The sequence below is a fragment of the Dyella thiooxydans genome (assembly GCF_001641285.1).
GTDB classification, from domain to species: Bacteria; Pseudomonadota; Gammaproteobacteria; order Xanthomonadales; family Rhodanobacteraceae; genus Dyella_A; species Dyella_A thiooxydans.
The window spans coordinates 1115707-1131795 of sequence record NZ_CP014841.1; the positions used below are offsets into that span (position 1 = coordinate 1115707).

Annotated in this window: 17 protein-coding genes, 1 pseudogene and 1 riboswitch; of the genes and pseudogenes, 5 read left to right on the forward strand and 13 right to left on the reverse strand. The window is 67.5% G+C overall.

The annotated features are described in order from the left end of the window. Positions 1 to 3 precede the first annotated feature (3 nt). The 3 genes from ATSB10_RS05160 to ATSB10_RS18875 all read right to left on the reverse strand — a co-directional run bounded on the left by ATSB10_RS05160 (position 4) and on the right by ATSB10_RS18875 (position 2410). Positions 4 to 309: a cupin domain-containing protein gene (locus tag ATSB10_RS05160; RefSeq protein WP_017460741.1), complete on the reverse strand. Its 306-nt coding sequence runs from the start codon at positions 307 to 309 to the stop codon at positions 4 to 6. Positions 310 to 414: 105 nt separating this feature from the next. Then, the gene (locus tag ATSB10_RS05165; RefSeq protein ID WP_157469088.1) at positions 415 to 1101 is read right to left on the reverse strand and encodes a hypothetical protein; all 687 of its coding nucleotides are present in this window, start codon (positions 1099 to 1101) and stop codon (positions 415 to 417) included. Positions 1102 to 1228: 127 nt separating this feature from the next. Next, positions 1229 to 2410 (reverse strand): RelA/SpoT domain-containing protein, encoded by a 1182-nt coding sequence (locus ATSB10_RS18875; RefSeq protein ID WP_205631096.1) that lies wholly within the window; start codon positions 2408 to 2410, stop codon positions 1229 to 1231. A 240-nt stretch (positions 2411 to 2650) separates the two neighbouring features. Between ATSB10_RS18875 and ATSB10_RS05170 the strand changes: the two genes are divergently transcribed. From ATSB10_RS05170 to ATSB10_RS05180, 3 genes are all read left to right on the forward strand, one after another. Further along, positions 2651 to 4618, forward strand: coding sequence for a pyrroloquinoline quinone-dependent dehydrogenase (locus ATSB10_RS05170; RefSeq protein WP_063671040.1), 1968 nt, complete (start codon positions 2651 to 2653; stop codon positions 4616 to 4618). A gap of 463 nt (positions 4619 to 5081) precedes the next feature. Next, the gene (locus tag ATSB10_RS05175) at positions 5082 to 7130 is read left to right on the forward strand and encodes an NAD(+) synthase (RefSeq protein ID WP_063671042.1); all 2049 of its coding nucleotides are present in this window, start codon (positions 5082 to 5084) and stop codon (positions 7128 to 7130) included. Continuing rightward, a complete protein-coding gene (locus tag ATSB10_RS05180; RefSeq protein WP_083966086.1) occupies positions 7127 to 8119 on the forward strand; it encodes an L-threonylcarbamoyladenylate synthase in 993 nt (330 codons plus the stop codon). Before ATSB10_RS05175 ends, ATSB10_RS05180 begins: the two co-directional genes overlap by 4 nt. 13 nt (positions 8120 to 8132) lie before the next feature. Here ATSB10_RS05180 and ATSB10_RS05185 read toward each other — a convergent pair whose 3' ends face one another. Together ATSB10_RS05185 and ATSB10_RS05190 are read right to left on the reverse strand one after the other, a co-directional pair. Continuing rightward, complete coding sequence (locus ATSB10_RS05185) at positions 8133 to 8489, reverse strand: helix-turn-helix transcriptional regulator (RefSeq protein WP_236886496.1); 357 nt, start codon at positions 8487 to 8489, stop codon at positions 8133 to 8135. Between the two features lie 137 nt (positions 8490 to 8626). After that, entirely contained in the window at positions 8627 to 9265 is a 639-nt protein-coding gene (locus ATSB10_RS05190; protein ID WP_083966317.1) for an HAD-IB family hydrolase, read from the reverse strand. Positions 9266 to 9341: 76 nt separating this feature from the next. Continuing rightward, a riboswitch (yybP-ykoY riboswitch) is annotated at positions 9342 to 9517 on the forward strand. 10 nt (positions 9518 to 9527) lie between these two features. Between ATSB10_RS05190 and ATSB10_RS05195 the strand changes: the two genes are divergently transcribed. Then, positions 9528 to 10106 (forward strand): TMEM165/GDT1 family protein, encoded by a 579-nt coding sequence (locus ATSB10_RS05195; RefSeq protein ID WP_063671048.1) that lies wholly within the window; start codon positions 9528 to 9530, stop codon positions 10104 to 10106. 94 nt (positions 10107 to 10200) lie between these two features. Here the strand turns inward: ATSB10_RS05195 and ATSB10_RS05200 are convergent, their stop codons facing one another. Next, on the reverse strand, positions 10201 to 10557 hold the full coding sequence (locus ATSB10_RS05200; RefSeq protein ID WP_063671050.1) for a hypothetical protein: 357 nt from the start codon (positions 10555 to 10557) through the stop codon (positions 10201 to 10203). Positions 10558 to 10772: 215 nt separating this feature from the next. On the opposite strand from ATSB10_RS05200, the gene ATSB10_RS05205 reads away from it, so the two are divergent. Further along, positions 10773 to 11459 (forward strand): glutathione S-transferase family protein, encoded by a 687-nt coding sequence (locus ATSB10_RS05205; RefSeq protein ID WP_063671052.1) that lies wholly within the window; start codon positions 10773 to 10775, stop codon positions 11457 to 11459. A gap of 13 nt (positions 11460 to 11472) precedes the next feature. Here the strand turns inward: ATSB10_RS05205 and ATSB10_RS05210 are convergent, their stop codons facing one another. From ATSB10_RS05210 to moaC, 7 genes and pseudogenes are all read right to left on the reverse strand, one after another. Further along, the gene (locus tag ATSB10_RS05210) at positions 11473 to 11829 is read right to left on the reverse strand and encodes a hypothetical protein (RefSeq protein ID WP_063671054.1); all 357 of its coding nucleotides are present in this window, start codon (positions 11827 to 11829) and stop codon (positions 11473 to 11475) included. Beyond that, complete coding sequence (locus ATSB10_RS05215) at positions 11826 to 13085, reverse strand: molybdopterin molybdotransferase MoeA (protein WP_063674344.1); 1260 nt, start codon at positions 13083 to 13085, stop codon at positions 11826 to 11828. The genes ATSB10_RS05210 and ATSB10_RS05215 overlap by 4 nt, the downstream gene beginning before the upstream one ends. 22 nt (positions 13086 to 13107) lie before the next feature. After that, positions 13108 to 14352, reverse strand: a complete 1245-nt coding sequence (locus ATSB10_RS05220; RefSeq protein WP_335645885.1) for a ThiF family adenylyltransferase — start codon at positions 14350 to 14352, stop codon at positions 13108 to 13110. Then, a pseudogene (locus ATSB10_RS19895) lies at positions 14350 to 14754 on the reverse strand (molybdenum cofactor biosynthesis protein MoaE); the annotation flags it as partial. The pseudogene ATSB10_RS19895 and the gene ATSB10_RS05220, both read right to left, overlap by 3 nt. After that, positions 14751 to 14993: a MoaD/ThiS family protein gene (locus tag ATSB10_RS05225; RefSeq protein ID WP_063671058.1), complete on the reverse strand. Its 243-nt coding sequence runs from the start codon at positions 14991 to 14993 to the stop codon at positions 14751 to 14753. The pseudogene ATSB10_RS19895 and the gene ATSB10_RS05225, both read right to left, overlap by 4 nt. Beyond that, positions 14990 to 15583, reverse strand: coding sequence for an NTP transferase domain-containing protein (locus ATSB10_RS05230; RefSeq protein ID WP_063671059.1), 594 nt, complete (start codon positions 15581 to 15583; stop codon positions 14990 to 14992). The genes ATSB10_RS05225 and ATSB10_RS05230 overlap by 4 nt, the downstream gene beginning before the upstream one ends. Beyond that, a complete protein-coding gene (gene moaC / locus ATSB10_RS05235; RefSeq protein ID WP_063671060.1) occupies positions 15580 to 16071 on the reverse strand; it encodes a cyclic pyranopterin monophosphate synthase MoaC in 492 nt (163 codons plus the stop codon). The genes ATSB10_RS05230 and moaC overlap by 4 nt, the downstream gene beginning before the upstream one ends. Between the last annotated feature and the right edge of the window lie 18 nt (positions 16072 to 16089).

Here is a 16089-nt window from a genome sequence, read left to right on the forward strand (position 1 = left end):
TTGCTAAGCCCCGCTGTCGATGATGACGAGCGTGCCATGGCTTCCTTCTGCCACGGCGTGCGGCACGCCGGCCGGCACGATGTATACCTCGCCGGGGCCTACGCGTGTTACCGCGTCGCCAAACTGCAGATTCATCTGTCCGTCCAGAACCAGAAGCGCCTCATCGAACGGATGGGATTCGTTCGGATAGGCCTGGCCGTCCATTCGCACCACCTTGAAGTTGGCACCGGCAGGCCGGCCCACCACATGCGACCGCCAGGCTTCCGGGAGCGAGGATGCGAGGGCGACGAGATTCGTGTGTTCGGCCATCGGGAGATTCCTTGTAGGGCCTAACGCTGGAGAACCGATAACAATAATGGGACAGCTAATTAATCCAGGAAGACGCACACCATGCCAGACAGAGCTCGCATTTAATTAGCCACGTCCCCTTTTATTCCCTTTTATTGCGCCCCCTTTTATTGCGGCAAGCTCTTCGGGGGACATTGCCTTGGTGGCGATGTAGCCACGAAGATAGTGCGCAAGGATGGCAGTGGACTCGTGTGCGCAATCAAGCACTTCGATCCAACTAAATGGCGGATAGTGATCGTCGGACTTCCCAATATGAAACGATACTTTTCTCGTCTCAGTGTCGAGCGCTGCAATGCTTGCTGCCACGTGACTGCCAGAGAGATGCACGAATCCGGAGAGATTCTCGTAGACGGCCGGAAGCCAAGGATGGTCAGGGGATAGGAGCTCGACAAGTCGAGCGTCTGTCAACTTCTTGCCTTGGGTATCCTTCATCTTGTCGATCCTGGCTCCGCCGTGGACGGCTGAAGCGAAGTCCTGTGGCTTATCCACGAACCATGCGGCGGCGAAGCGAAGAGACGTATCGATGTGCACTCGGAGAAGAGCACGCGCGGACACAAGATTAAAGTTTTCAACCAGCAGCGCCAAAGCTTCGGCCGTACTCAGGTTCCGCTTAAGAGCGGCGTAGGCAAGTAAGTCAAGCGGGAAGAATGCCGTCCCCGGCGCGCCAAAGAGGTGCTTTCCGATGTCGAGCATCTGCTGCTCGTCATTCCGAAAAGTCGCGATTCGCTTACGCACTTCCAAGGGGTGCTTCACGGTGTTCGCCATGGAGCCTAACTAAAAGTAAGTTTGAAAATGCAGTGTAATCCTGCACAACAACGGGGGAGCAGAGTGCACTTTCACCAGGCCAGCTCATCGAAAAGTCGACTCCGCCCCTTTTTCTCTAGGCGTTACGTCTCCCCCGCCTGCGCAACATACCATCATGCCCACTTAGCTTTGCGCAACCGGCATCAAGGAGTCGCACAAACTCGCGTGCGTCAGTAAAGTAGTTGCGAAAAGCAGTTCGAACTTCATCGCTCGAGTCTGCGCGCACCAACACAATGTCTTTTCCAGGCATCTCCTTTTCGAGATCAAATAGATCTCGGAGCGCATCAGTAGCATCTCGATAGCTACGGATGGTTAGCTCACCTGATGGGTCAAAAATTAAAATACTATTTTTCTTGTCGGAAATTTCGCTCTTAGCCTGATGAAGTCCGCGCAGCGTTTGCAGAAGGCCCAGTTCTTTATCAAGCGACAGAAATGACTCAAGCAGATCTCGGTCACTCATGTCAGGAAATGGGCCAGTTCTACCCTCATGCGCCCTGGCCAAAATTTCGCTCGCAAGAGCCATTTCCTGATGGTATCTCTCATCACCACGTTCAAATTTTGGCTGACTCTCCGTAATAAAACCAACAATCTCCACCGCCGTAGCCCACGCATGCTGAACGAGAGTGCGATACTGGATCTCTACGTAAAGACCTTTTAACCCTCTACCGGCCTCAGAGTTCACATCATATTCGTAAACGTCGTGTATTCCACGATACCCGGTGTGCTTTGGATTTTCAATGTAATCGTACTTATCCGGATTATGACGAAGCTTATGATTAAATCTGGCCTCATGAAGCGAACGACGAAAATTTCTAAGCTCCCTCTCATTGCGAAAGATTAACCGGCATCCGGCGACGTCGTCCATTCTGGCGAGTTGCATCCCGGGCAAACGTCTAAGCTTGTCGAAAATGGTGTTTCGGCGCTTATGCCGTTGGGCAACTATAACCCGCTGTCCCCGAAGGCGATTGCGGAGAATTGCTTGAAATGTGTTGATGACGCCGCGATGCGCTGCACGCCAATCTTCAATTACGGAAAGGTCCTCGTCGGTAGCTCTATCGTCACGGACATTGTCTCCAGCTCGGCTGACGCGAGATTTAGATCCACCGGGATATGAGCTTTCCTGCGCCATAATTTTCCCTAATACTTTACGTTTAGCCCCATCAGGGGTACTACGCCGAGTATGCACGGTGTCAGACGTGGCGGACAAGCGATGAATTTCTCTGGTTACGATGCTTTCTGTGGTGATTTCCCGTCGCACGCTGCCGGCGTTATGGAGCGGAAGTGATCGTGCATGAGTTGCGCAAGCGGGCAGTTGAAACTAGCGGCATGCCTGCGAAGCGATCGAAGCGCACCCTCGCAAAACTGCAGCTACCAGCGTGCCGGCCCACGGGTAGGCAGTATCCCGCCCACACCATCCCCCATCCCACTCACCCCAAACCACTTGCCCCACCCCACCCCACCCGCGACCCTGCGCCCACTGTCACAGGGAGCGTCACCCATGCGTGGTTCCACCTTCATCCTCGCCGCCGCCGTCACCTCCCTGCTCGGCGGCTGTTCCAGTCACGCCGCGGTCGACGTGCCGCCGCTGGATGCCGCGGCGCATGCGTTCCAGTGGAATGCCTGGGGTGGCGATGCGGGCGGCAGCCGGTTTGCGCCGCTCACGCAGATCACCCCGGCCAACGTGGCGGCGCTGAAGCCGGCGTGGACGTTCCATACCGGGGCGCTGGCCAAGGGCTGGGAGTCCGGGGAGAAGCTGACCTTTGAGGCGACGCCGCTGTTCGTGGACGGCACGCTGTACTTCAGCACCGCCACCGGCGAGGTGTTCGCGCTGGATGCGGCCACCGGCACCCAGCGCTGGAAGTACGACGCGCACGTCGACGGCAGCGAGGACCGCTCCGAACTCTCCTCGCGCGGCGTCACCTGGTGGCGCGACCCGACGGCGGCGGCCGGCACCGCCTGCGCCACGCGCATCTTCTTCGGCACCGTCGATGCGCGACTGATCGCGCTGGATGCCGCTACCGGCAAGCCCTGCGAAGGCTTCGGCGAGCACGGCCAGCTGCAGCTCTCCGCGCACCTGCTGCGCGATTCCTCCAAGGGCGACTACGAGTTCACCTCGCCGCCGGCGGTGGACGGCGACACGCTGATCCTCGGCTCGTCGATCGGCGACAACTGGTCGGCCGCCAATGCGCTGGGTGTGGTGCGCGCGTTCGATGCGCGCACCGGCGCGCTGCGCTGGCACTGGGACCCGATCGAGCGCACCGCCGAGGCCGGCGACCCGGACGCCAAGCCCTACCCGACCTGGGACGGTGCGGCCAATGCCTGGGGCGTGTTCTCGGTGGACGCGGCGCGGCACCTGGTGTTCATCCCCTCCGGCTCGGCCAGCCCGGACCCGTACGGCGGCGAGCGCCCCGGCGACAACCACTGGGCCAACTCGCTGGTGGCGCTGGATACCGCCACCGGCAAGCTGGTGTGGGCGCGGCAGCTGATCCACCACGACGTGTGGGACTACGACCTGGCCGCGCAGCCGATGCTGGTGGACCTGAAGCGCGACGGGCAGAGCATCCCGGCGGTGATCCAGCTGACCAAGACCGGCCAGGTGTTCGTGTTCCGCCGCGACGACGGCACGCCGCTGTTCGACATCACCGAGAAGCCGGTGCCGCAGGACGGCGTGGCGGGCGAGAAGCTGTCGCCGACCCAGCCGTTCTCGGCCCTGCCATCGCTGGTGCGCAACGGACCGGTGACGCCGGCCGATGCGCACGGCCTCACCTTCTGGGACCGCAACCGCTGCCGCGCGCTGATCGCCTCGCTGAAGAGCGAGGGCATCTTCACCCCGCCCAGCCAGCAGGGCACCATCGAGATGCCCAGCTACGCCGGCGGCGTGAACTGGGGCTCGGGCGCGTGGGACCCGGCGACGCAGACCCTGGTCACCAACGTCAACGACCTGCCGATGCAGGTGCAGTTGCTGCCGCGCGAGGAGTGGCTGCGGCAGATCAAGGCCGGCGGCGAAAAGGGCTGGGAGTACGCCCGCATGAAGCACACCCCGTACGGCATGCGCCGGCGCGTGCTGCAGTCGCCGCTGGGCGCGCCGTGCATCGCCCCGCCGTGGGGCCGGGTGGTGGCGCTGAACCTGGGCACCGGCAAGTTGGACTGGTCGATCCCGCTGGGCACCGGCAAGCACAAGGCGCCGTGGCCGATCTCGATCAAGGGCATGCCGGGCATGGGCGGGCCGCTGATGACGGCAAGCGGGCTGGTGTTCATCGGCGCGGCCACCGACGGCTACCTGCGCGCGCTGGACCGCGCCACCGGCAAGGAGCTGTGGCGCGCCGAACTGCCGGCGCCGGGCATGGCCACGCCGATGACCTACGCGGTGGGCAACCGGCAGTACGTGGTGATCGCGGCCGGTGGGCACGGCAAGCTGGATACCGGGCGCAGTGATGCGCTGGTGGCGTTCAAGTTGCCGGAGTGAGGTGGCTGCGGGGGCTCCCCGCGCAGCCTCACATTCCCTCACCGTCATCCCAGCGAACGCTGGGATCCAGTGACTCACGCGGGATGCAAAAGAAGACGCTGGATCCCGGCTTTCGCCGGGATGACGGCATTGTGGGACGTGGCATTTGCCTAAGGGCTCGCTCCGTGGTGGATGGCGCACCCGATGCTGCGGGGAGCTCGAAGCCGCATCGCTCCCGCTCGTCATCCCGGCGAGGCGCTTCTCGACAGCCGGAGGGCTGGTCAAGCCGGAGGAGCTCCACAACGGTGCAGCCGGTCATCCAGTGACTCATGAAGGAGGCGAAGGAAGACGCTGGATTCCGGCGTTCGCCGGAATGACGGATCGGGGGAGCCTTATGGCCTGCGGCCAGGGCGGCCGCGCTTGGGTTCGCGGCGCGGGCGAAACCACGTAGCATCGGCATGTTTGCTGCACCGGAGCTTCATGCATGCCGTCCGATTTCGACTCGCCCTACCGTCACGGATTCGTCCGCCTCGCAGCGGCGGTGCCCGTGGTGCGGCTGGCCGACCCGGCGGCGAATGCCGGGCGGACCATCGCGCAGCTGCGCGAGGCGGCGGACCAGGGGGCGGCGGTGGTGGTATTTCCGGAGCTGGGCCTGTCCGGCTACAGCCTGGACGACCTGGCCCCGCAGGACGCCCTGCTCGACGCCAGCCTGGCCGCGCTGGAGGCGGTGCGCGAAGCCACCACGCAGCTGCTGCCGCTGGTGTTCGTCGGCCTGCCGCTGCGACTGGAGGGCCAGCTGTTCAACGTGGCGGTGGCACTGCAGGGCGGCGAACTGCTCGGTGTGGTGCCCAAGCGCTACCTGCCGAACTACCGCGAGTTCTACGAGGCGCGCCAGTACACCGCCGGCAGCCATGCGGTGGCCGACACCGCGGTGGTGCTGGGGCGCGAGGTGCCGTTCGGCAGCGACCTGATCTTCACCGCCGCCTCGCACCCGCACCTGCGCGTGCATGCGGAGATCTGCGAGGACATGTGGGTGCCGGTGCCACCGAGCACGTACGCCGCGCTGGCCGGCGCCACCGTGCTGGTGAACCTGTCGGCCAGCAACGTCACCGTGGGCAAGGCCGACTACCGCCGCCTGCTGAGCGAAAGCCATTCCGCCCGCTGCCTGGCCGCGCACGTCTACACCTCGGCCGGCGCCGGCGAATCGACCACCGACCTGGCCTGGGACGGACAGGCGATCATCGCCGAGAACGGCGTGGTGCTGGGCGAGTCCGAGCGCTTCCAGGCCGGCGACCACCTGCTGCTGGCCGACGTGGACCTGGAGCGGCTGGTGCAGGAGCGCTCGCGCATGACCAGCTACAACGACCAGGTGCGCGACCTGCAGCCGCAGCTGAAGGCGATGCGCCGGGTGCCGTTCGCCTTCCGCGCCCCGGTGCTGGCCGACACCCACCTGCGCCGCAGCGTGCCGCGCTATCCCTACGTGCCGTCCCACCCGGCCACGCTGGACCAGCGCTGCTACGAGGCGGTGAACATCCAGGCGCACGGCCTGATCCAGCGCCTCCGCGCCACTTCGGCCGAGCGCGTGGTGATCGGCGTCTCCGGCGGGCTGGATTCCACCCTCGCCCTGCTGGTGGCGGTGGAAGCGTTCGACCGGCTCGGCCTGCCGCGGGCAAACATCCTCGGCTACACCATGCCCGGCTTCGCCACCAGCTCGCAGACGCTGGAACAGGCGCACGCGCTGATGCGCTCGCTGGGGGTGAGCGGCGAGGAGATCGACATCCGGCCCTCGTGCATGCAGATGCTGGCCGACCTCGGCCACCCGTTTGCGCAGGGCGAGAAGGTCTACGACATCACCTTCGAGAACGTGCAGGCCGGCGAGCGCACCTCGCACCTGTTCCGCCTGGCCAACCGGCACCGTGCCTTCGTGCTCGGCACCGGCGACCTCAGCGAGCTGGCGCTGGGCTGGTGCACCTACGGTGTGGGCGATCACATGTCGCACTACAACGTGAACGCCTCGGTGCCGAAGACGCTGATCCAGTACCTGATCCGCTGGTTCGCGCAGGGCGGCCGCCACGACGACGCCACCCGCGCCGTACTGGAAGCGATCGCCGGCACCACCATTTCGCCCGAGCTGGTACCCGCCGACGCCGACGGCACGCTGCAGGACACCGAGGCCCACGTCGGCCCGTATCCGCTGCAGGATTTCACCCTGTACTACCTCACCCGCTTCGGCTTCCGCCCGAGCAAGATCGCCTACCTCGCCCACCAGGCCTGGGGCGAGGCCGGGCGCGGTGCATGGCCGTCGCTGGTGCCGGCCGACCGCCGGCCCGCGTACACGTTGGGCGAGATCAAGCACTGGATGCGGGTGTTCCTGACCCGCTTCTTCGCGGCGCAGTTCAAGCGCAGCGCGGTGCCCAACGCGCCCAAGGTGGGCGGCGGCGGCTCGCTGTCGCCGCGCGGCGACTGGCGCATGCCCAGCGACGCGGTGCCCGATGCGTGGCTGCGCGACCTTGACGAGAACGTGCCGGCATGAAGTTGCGGCCGCTGAGCGCCGACCGGCCCACGAAGATGCCCGGCCGGCTGCAGCTGGCCCGTGCGGCCAAGGCGCTGCGCGCCGGCAAGCTGGTGGCCTTCCCCACCGAGACGGTCTACGGGCTGGGCGCGAACGGGCTGGACCCGCAGGCGGTGGCGCGCATCTTCGAGGTGAAGCGGCGGCCGCGCACCAGCCCGCTGATCCTGCACGTGGACAGCATCGCCGCCGCGCGCGCGCTGGTGACCGAATGGCCCGACGCCGCACAGCAGCTGGCCGAAGCGTTCTGGCCCGGCCCGCTGACGCTGGTGCTGCCGCGTCGCGACGTGGTGCCGAACATCGTTACTGGCGGCGGCACCCACGTCGGCGTGCGCATGCCCAGTCACCCCGTGGCGCGGGCGCTGCTGGAGGCCGCCGGCGTGCCGGTGGCCGCGCCCAGCGCCAACCGCTTCACCCAGATCTCGCCGACCACGGCCCAGCATGTGCGCAACGGGCTCGGCGCCGACGTGGACGTGATCCTCGACGGCGGGGCCTGCACGGTCGGGATCGAGTCCAGCGTGCTGGCGCTGTACGGCGATGGCCCGGTACTGCTCCGGCCCGGCGGCGTCAGCCGGGAGGCGATCGAGGCGGTGATCGGCCAGCCGGTGGCCTTGCCCGGCCAGGCGCCGGCGAAAGGTGCGGTGCATGCCGCCCCCGGCATGCACTTCCGCCACTACAGCCCCCGCACCATGACGCTGACCGCACATCCGGCCATGTCGGTGCCCAGCGGCACCGGCGCCCTGCTCACGCATCGGCCCGGCCATTACGAGCATCTGCCGGTGACGCACCTGCAGGTGATGCCCGACCAGCCGGTGCCGTACGCGCAGCGCCTGTACGCGGCGCTGCACGAACTGGACGCGCATGGCTACGACTGGATCGCGATCGACCTGCCGCCGGACACGCCGGAGTGGGCCGCCGTGCGCGACCGCCTGAAGCGCGCCATCGCGCGCTGACCTCTGCGGCCGCCTAGCTGCGGTTGATCACCGCCAGCAGCTCGCCCACCGTGCAGTGCGACTCCACGGCATGGCGCAGCGGCGCATCCTTGAGCACCGCATAGCGGTTGCGTCGCCCTTCGCGCTGGCGCTGCAGCACGCCGGCCTCTTCCAGTTCGGCAACGATGCGCAGCACCGCCCGTTCGGTGACGCCGACGCGCGATGCCACGTCCCTCAGCAACATGGTCGGCTCGGCCGACAGGCAGAACAGCACGTGCGCGTGGTTGCTGAAGAAGGTCCAGCCGGACACCGGCTTGGCGGGAGCTGCGGCCGGAGCAACCTGATCCGGCGGCCCTTCGCGACCAGACGCCTGCGTGATGGGAGAGGACACGTTGCCTTCGTTGGCTGACATAGTTCGCTGGTTTCCAAGCCCCTATTGGAGGGATCCGCAGGTCCGAGCGGCCGACCCGACGACCCACACCGTTACCGTAGCCTGCCCAATCTTTCGCCGGCGTGTATTGCGTATCGTCAATCCCTGAGCAATCCGCCAGCGGACGCCCGCCTCGCACCCCGCCGCCATGCAGCGCGCCAGCGATACACCGGGTGATGGGCCAGCGCGAGCATCTCGCGATCTTCCGCGGTGTCACCGTAGGCGTGTACTGAACCGTAGTCGTCCAGGCGGAAACGCTCAAGCACCCGCGTCGCCTTGGCCGCGCCGGCGCAGTCGCCGCCGCGGTACCTGCCGGTGAGCATCGAACCGTCGGTCTCAAGCTCGCTGCAAATCAGTTCCAGCCCATGCGTGCGGCACCACGGCACGAGGTAGGCATCCAGCGAGGCCGACACCACCACGACCCGATCGCCGCGCCGCCGATGCCATGCGATCCGCGCCATCGCCGCGGGACGCAGCACGCGCGGCAGGCGTTCGCGGGCATAGCGGGCTCCCAGCGCGCGGATGTCGGTCAGCCTCCGGCCGGCCAGCACATAGGCGGTGGCCTGGCGGCGCAACGCGACGGCGGAGACCAGGCCGAACTTGTAACCCAGCCATGGCCACAGCAATTGCCGCCGGGCACGACGCTTCATCGTGGCGGTGCTGGCGTACTGCAGGAACGGCGTATAGGTGTTGCCGGTGGTGATGGTGCCGTCGAAATCGAACAGTGCGAGATCCATGCGCATCCGGTCGTCCGTGGAGAGCGGGGGCAGCATACGCCATGGCCGGGCGACTTCGCGGGGACCGCCGCTTCGGCTATCATGCGCCGGTCATTGGGGAGTAGCCGCTCTTCGTTCGCGAAGAGGCCCGCGTCAACACACTTGGCCCACCGGCCATGGCGCAGGCAGCCGATCCGCCTGGCAAGACCTTTGACCACACGCCTCCGACTGCGGCCGGGGAGGCGTGTGGTCAATCGTCTTCGTCCGGCCCGGGAACACATTCATGGAAGCACTCCTCGTCTCCGCCGGCGTCGTCGCCCTCGCGGAAATCGGCGACAAGACCCAGCTGCTCGCCTTCATCCTCGCCGCACGCTTCAAGAAGCCGCTGCCGATCATCGCCGGCATCCTCTGCGCGACCCTCGTCAACCACGGCCTGGCCGGTGCGCTGGGCGCGTGGATCACCTCGGTGGTGAGCCCCGGCATCCTGCGCTGGGTGCTCGGCCTGTCGTTCGTCGGCATGGCGATCTGGACGATGATCCCCGACAAGATCGAGGAAGAGGAAACCCAGATCGCCAAGCGCGTGGGCGTGTTCACCGCCACCGTGGTCACCTTCTTCCTGGCCGAGATGGGCGACAAGACGCAGATCGCCACCGTGGCGATGGCCGCGCATTTCCAGCAGCCGCTGCTGGTGGTCGCCGGCACCACGATCGGCATGCTGGTGGCCGACGTGCCGGCGGTGTTCATCGGCGACCGGCTGGCGGCGAAGATCCCGATGAAGCTGGTGCACTCGATCGCCGCGGCGATTTTCGCGGCGCTGGGTCTGGCGACCCTGTTCGGGGCAGGCGCGAAGCTGGGCTTCTAGGGGTTTGTCGTCCACGCCTGCACACGCAGGGAAATGGCGCACCGAAGCACGACGAAACATCAGGGCCTGCGTCATGCGGCAAAAGACACGTGGCTTACGACGTGAACTCCCCTATGACCTCGATCAGGCCCACGATGTTGTCGTTCAGCTCCTCCAGTTCCTCGGCGGGTACCCACCACTCCGTGTGATGGGACCCGCCCACGCGCTGGATCTGGTACCTGTCCACGAAGGCTTTGCGCACCTGGAACCGGGTGACCGCACCATAGCCGCTGTCGCGGACGTTCCACTTTTCAGCGATCTCGGCTGCGTACTGCTCGTTGGTCACCGGGTAGAAAATGGGCTGCTCAGGCAGACGCGGCGGCCATCGCCTGAAGTCTGCCTGGCGCAAGAGCTCCAGTTCCTCCGGACCCACCGGCCGGTACATCACCGTCAGATCATCGGTTGTCGACATATTCGCTTCCGTTCGTTCCAGGAGTGACACCTCGGAGCGACTGAGCATACCGATCAATGGCCGGATCATCGCCGCGCTGTCGCGTGATGACTCTCCATCCGGTCTATTCCCCTGACGCTCGGAAATTCTGGTCAGCCCAGGCAGCAGCCCGGAGAAACCAGGCGATAGTTCGGAACGAATAAACTGGAGTTTCCCCACCCGAGGAGGACACCCCAGTGATCAAGTTCTACTTCCACCCGTCGCCCAACCCGGCCAAGGTCGCGCTGTTCCTGGAAGAGACGGGCCTGCCCTACGAGCTGGTGCCGGTGGACACCCGCCAGGGCGACCAGCATGCCGACGGCTTCACGGCGCTCAACCCGAATGCCAAGGTGCCGGTGCTGGTCGACGGCGACGCCACCGTGTTCGACTCCAACGCGATCCTGCTCTACCTGGCGGAGAAGACCGGCCGCTTCCTGCCGCCGGACACGCCGGCCGATCGCGCCGCGATGTTGTCCTGGCTGATGTTCGTCGCCACCGGCATCGGCCCCTACTCCGGCCAGTGCGTGCACTTCCGCCACTACGCGCCGGAGCCGAAGGAGTACCCGCTCAACCGCTACGACTTCGAGGCGTGGCGGCACTGGAAGATCCTCGACGCGCACCTGGCCGACCGCGCCTACATGCTGGGCGACGACTACGGCCTGGTCGACATGGCAGTGTGGGGATGGGCCGGCCGCGTGCCGTACATCCTTGGCGAGCACGCCTGGGAGCAGTTGCCGCACCTGAAGCGGCTGTTCGACACCATCCAGGCCCGACCGGCGGCGCAGCGTGCCGATGCGCTGAAGCAGCGGCATGCGTTCAAGCCGGTGGTCGACGACGAGGCCCGCAAGGTGCTGTTTCCGCAGAACGCCCGCCTGGCCGGCTGAGCTGCGATCCGTGTCAGTCGCCCTGCCGGGCTGCCTTGAGCCGGCGGGCGCTGTCGCGCACGTCCACGTCGAAACGCACCTGCAGCGACTGCGCCGGAGTGACCGCCGGCAGCTCGAACAGCAGACCATCGCGGGTCGGCAGTCGTCCGGCCAGCTCGCGCACCGGTGCCTCGGGCAAGGCGAGCGACCAGTGCGAGGCCTCGCCTTCGAGCGCGGCTTCGGAACCGGACGACAACCGCACCGAGGCAACCAGGCTGAAACGACCGGCCGCATGACTCTCGGCGGTCACTGCACCGCCGGCGAGCAGGGTCTGCAATTCGTCCTCGTCGATGCGCACGCGCCACTGCTGGCCTTCGAGCTGCAGTTTCATGGGACGTCTCCAAGGGACTGCATCACCAGCCCGGTGCCGGGATCGAGCGACGCCACCGGCACCACGCGACCGGCCGCGCAATCGCCCGCGTCCTCGTCCAGCACCACCCAGCCATCGGCCGCGGCGAACGGGGCGATGCGGAACGGTTGCTGCTGCGGCATCACCCGCGCATGCAGGCCGCCGGCCGCGTCCAGATGGAAAGCCGCGCGCAGGAAATGGCGCAGCCCCGCTTTCGGTTGCTGCGGGGTGTCGAGCACCGCGCGCAGGTCCGGCTCGGCGCCCTGCCCCAGCATGGCGCGCAGCACCGGGGTGACGAAGAAGCGCAGCCCGGCGGCGACCGCCATCGGCGTGCCCGGCAGCGCCATCACCAGCGGACCGGCCGGCAGGCTGGCCGCGAGCAGGGGCTTGCCGGGTCGCATCGCGACCTTGTGGAACAACACGTCCGCGCCCAGCCGGCGCAGCGCCTCGGGCACGAAGTCGTAGCGGCCCATCGACACCGCACCGGTGCTGACCACCAGGTCGGCGCCGGCAGCCTGCGCCTGCCGCACGGCATCGGCATAGGTGACGGCCGTGTCGTCGACCAGCTCGCAGGCGATCACCTCGGCACCGGCCATGGCCAGCGCAGCCGCCAGGTACGGACCGTTGGAACTGTAGATCTGTCCGCCGCTGAGCGGCTGCGCGGGATCGGTGACCAGTTCCTTGCCGGTACCGATCACCGCCACGCGCGGACGCCGCACCACCGGGACGTCGGCGATGCCGAGCGCTGCCAGCAACATGATCTGCGCCGGCCCCAGCGGCGTGCCCGGTGCCAGCACCGACTCGCCCGCCTGCACATCCACCCCGGCGCGTCGCACGTTCTGCCCTTCGCTCAAGGCGTCGAGCAGGCGGATGCGACGGGGGCTGCCATCGGGTGCGGTTTCCAGCAGCTCGGTGCGCTCCACCGCGACGACCGCATCGAGGCCATCGGGCAGGCGCGCACCGGTCATGATTTCCCAGGCACCGCCGCTGGCATCGCGCGGTGCATCGCCGGCGGCCTGCGAACCGAGCACGCGGTGCTCGCTGCCCGGCTCCAGCGGTTCCGGCGCCGCCAGGGCGTAGCCATCCATCGCGGCATGGTCGAAGCCGGGCAAGGCGATCGGGCTGCGCACCGTAGCGGCCAGCACGCGGCCACTGCACGCGACCACGCGGCACGACTCGACCGGCAGCTGCGACACCGCCGCCAGCAGACGCTCGATGGCTTGGTGATAGCGGATCACCGCGGCGGCCCCGGCACCGCTGTCATGACACCGCCGGATCGACCAGCGCAGCGACGCCGCCGGCCAGCGACCACGCATCCACACCCTGCTCGCGCAGCAGCCGGGTGGCGTGTGCGCTGCGCCGTCCGCTGGCGCAGACCAGCAGCACCGGACGCTCCAGGTGCCGCAGCGTGTCGGCGGAGATCGCGCCCGAAGGCATCCGCAACGAAGTCACGTGCAGCGGCACCGCGTCGATCTCGTCCGGTTCGCGCACGTCGACGATGGCGTAGCCGGCCTGCACGGCTGCGTCGAGCCGGTCGAAATGCCGCTCCAGTTCACCTTCGGCATGCGCCCGTTCCAGCGCGCGCCGCGCTACCGCGACACAGCCGCCGTGCAGCGCGCAGCCCTGGCCGGCGTCGATCGGCAGCCGCTGGCTGGTGCCGTCGAGCAGGTTGACCAGTTGCAGCGCGTGGTCGGCCGGTTGCGGCAGGCCTAGCAGCAGTTTCAGTGCCTCCATCGCCTGCATGGTGCCGAGCACGCCCGGCACCGGGCCGAGCACGCCGGACTCGACGCAGCTGCCGGCCAGCGCCGGCGCCGGCGGATCCGGCCACAGGCAGCGCAGGCAGGGTTCGCCCGGCTCGGCGGTCACCACCTGCAGCTGGCCCTCGTACTGGTACACGCTGGCCAGCACCAGCGGCGTCGAGGTGAGTACCGCCGCGTCGTTGGCGAGGTAGCGGCTGGCCAGGTCGTCGGTGCACTCGACCACCAGGTCGTACTGCGCGAACACCTCGGCGACGTCGCCGGCATGCAGCGGCTGCTCGTAGGTGACGACCTCGACCGTGGGGTTGAGCCGGGCCACCCGTCGCGCCGCAAGATCGACCTTGCGCTGGCCGATGTCGCGTGCGTCGTACATCACCTGCCGGTGCAGGTTGCTGGCATCGAGCACGTCGCCGTCGACGATGCCCAGCGTGCCCACGCCGGCGCCGGCCAGGTAGCTGATCACCGGCACGCCGAGGCCACCGGCGCCGATTACCAGCACGCGGGCGTCGGCCAGCTTGCGCTGGCCGCCCTCGCCCACCTCGCGCAGGCGGACCTGACGCGAATAGTCCGGCGCGAAGGTCTTTTGCTCGTCACCCCAGCGAACGCTGGGGTCCAGCGACTCCCGGGTAACGGCTTGCAGGCACTGGGTCCCAGCTTTCGCTGGGACGACGGCATGAGGGTGGTGGTGGTGACCGTGCGTGTGCGGCGGCTCCAGCTCGTGCGCCCGCTCGGTGTGCGAGCAGGCCACCCAGGCGTGATCGCCCTCGAGGTAGTGCTCCTTCTTCCAGATCGGCAGGCGGTGCTTGATCTCGTCGATGATGTAGCGGCAGGCGCGGAACGCCTCGTCGCGATGCGGGGCGGAGACGCCGATCCATACGGCGAGGTCGCCGATGGCCAGGTTGCCGACGCGATGCACCGCGCTGGCCGCCAGCACACCATAGCGCTCGGTGGCCTCGGCCAGGATGCGCTCGCCCTCGGCGATCGCCAGCTCGGTGTAGGCCTCGTACTCCAGCCCACTGACTTCGCGCCCCTCGTTGTTGTTGCGCACCCAGCCCTCGAATGCGCAGAAGCCGCCGCTGCCCGGGTGCTTCAGCGCCTCGCGCTGGGCGGCCAGGTCGACCGGCGCGGCGGTGAGCTCGAAACGGTTCATCCGCCAGCCACCGGCGGGATGAAGACCACCGTGTCGCCTTCGGCGAGCAGGCGGTTCCAGTCGGAGAACTGCGTGTTCACCGCCACCTTCAATGCATCGACAGGCAGCGAAAAGCCGTGCCGTGCCTGCAATTCGGCGTACAGGTCACGCAGCGTGGACGCGGAGGTACTCACCTGTTCGCTGCTGGCGCCGGCCTGCTCGCGCAGCTGCGCGTAGTACTGCAGGGTCACGCGGGTCACGACTGCCGCTCCAGTTGGTGTTGCATCCGTACGAATTCCTCGGGGGTGTTGACGTTGTCCAGCGCCGCACCCGGTGCCGGCAACAACAGGATGTCGCCCTGGATCAGCGCCTTGCGCGGGCAGTAGCTGCCGCTGTCGTAGCGCTGCTTCAGCCGGGCGTGGCTGGCCGGCTCCCAGATCGCGCACAGCGGTTCGGGCAGCTCGTCGAAGCGGCTGGTGAAGGCGGTGGCTTCCTTCGACGGATCGCGCTGGGTCAGCAAGCTGCGCAGGGTGGCTTCGTCCAGCCGCGGCAGGTCGCAGGCGATCACCAGCCAGGCGGCGTCGGGATGGGCGTCCTGGGCGGAGAGGATGCCGGCGACCGGGCCGACCGCATCGTAGGTATCGACCAGTTGCGGCAGGCCCGCGCGCAGCGGATCGTCGCGCTGCGTCTCGCGCACCGAGACGAAGGCCCGGTCGGTCACAGCGCTGAGGGCGCGCCAGGCGCGCAGCAGCTGCGGTTCGCCGGCGTAGGTGAGTTGCGCCTTGTCGCGCTGCATGCGCTGGCTGGCGCCGCCGGAGAGCAGCAGGCCGTAGACCGGGGCGGCGCTCATGCCGGTTCCCCGCGGTAGTCGAGGTCGCTCTTGCCGCCGGTCTTGCGCAGCAGGCGCAGCTCGCGGATGACGATGTCGTGCGACATCGCCTTGCACATGTCGTACAGGGTGAGCGCGGCGACGCTGGCGCCGGTGAGCGCCTCCATCTCCACCCCGGTGCGGCCTTCGCAGGACACGGTGCAGACGATGCGCGCCACGGTGCCGTCCATCGCGATGTCGATGTGGCACTTGTCCAGCGCCAGCGGGTGGCACAGCGGGATCAGCTGCGAAGTCGCCTTGGCACCCATCACGCCGGCCAGGTTGGCCACGGTGAGCACGGCGCCTTTCGGCGTGACGTAGCCGGCGCCGTGCAGCTGCGCGGCGACCTCGGCCGGAAACACTACTTCGGCCTGGGCCCGGGCGGTGCGGCGGGTCACCGCCTTGCCGCCCACGTCGACCATCTGCGGTCGCTGGGCATCGTCGAGGTGAGAGAGCTTGCGGGTGGTCATGGGGTTCCGTCGGGCGGC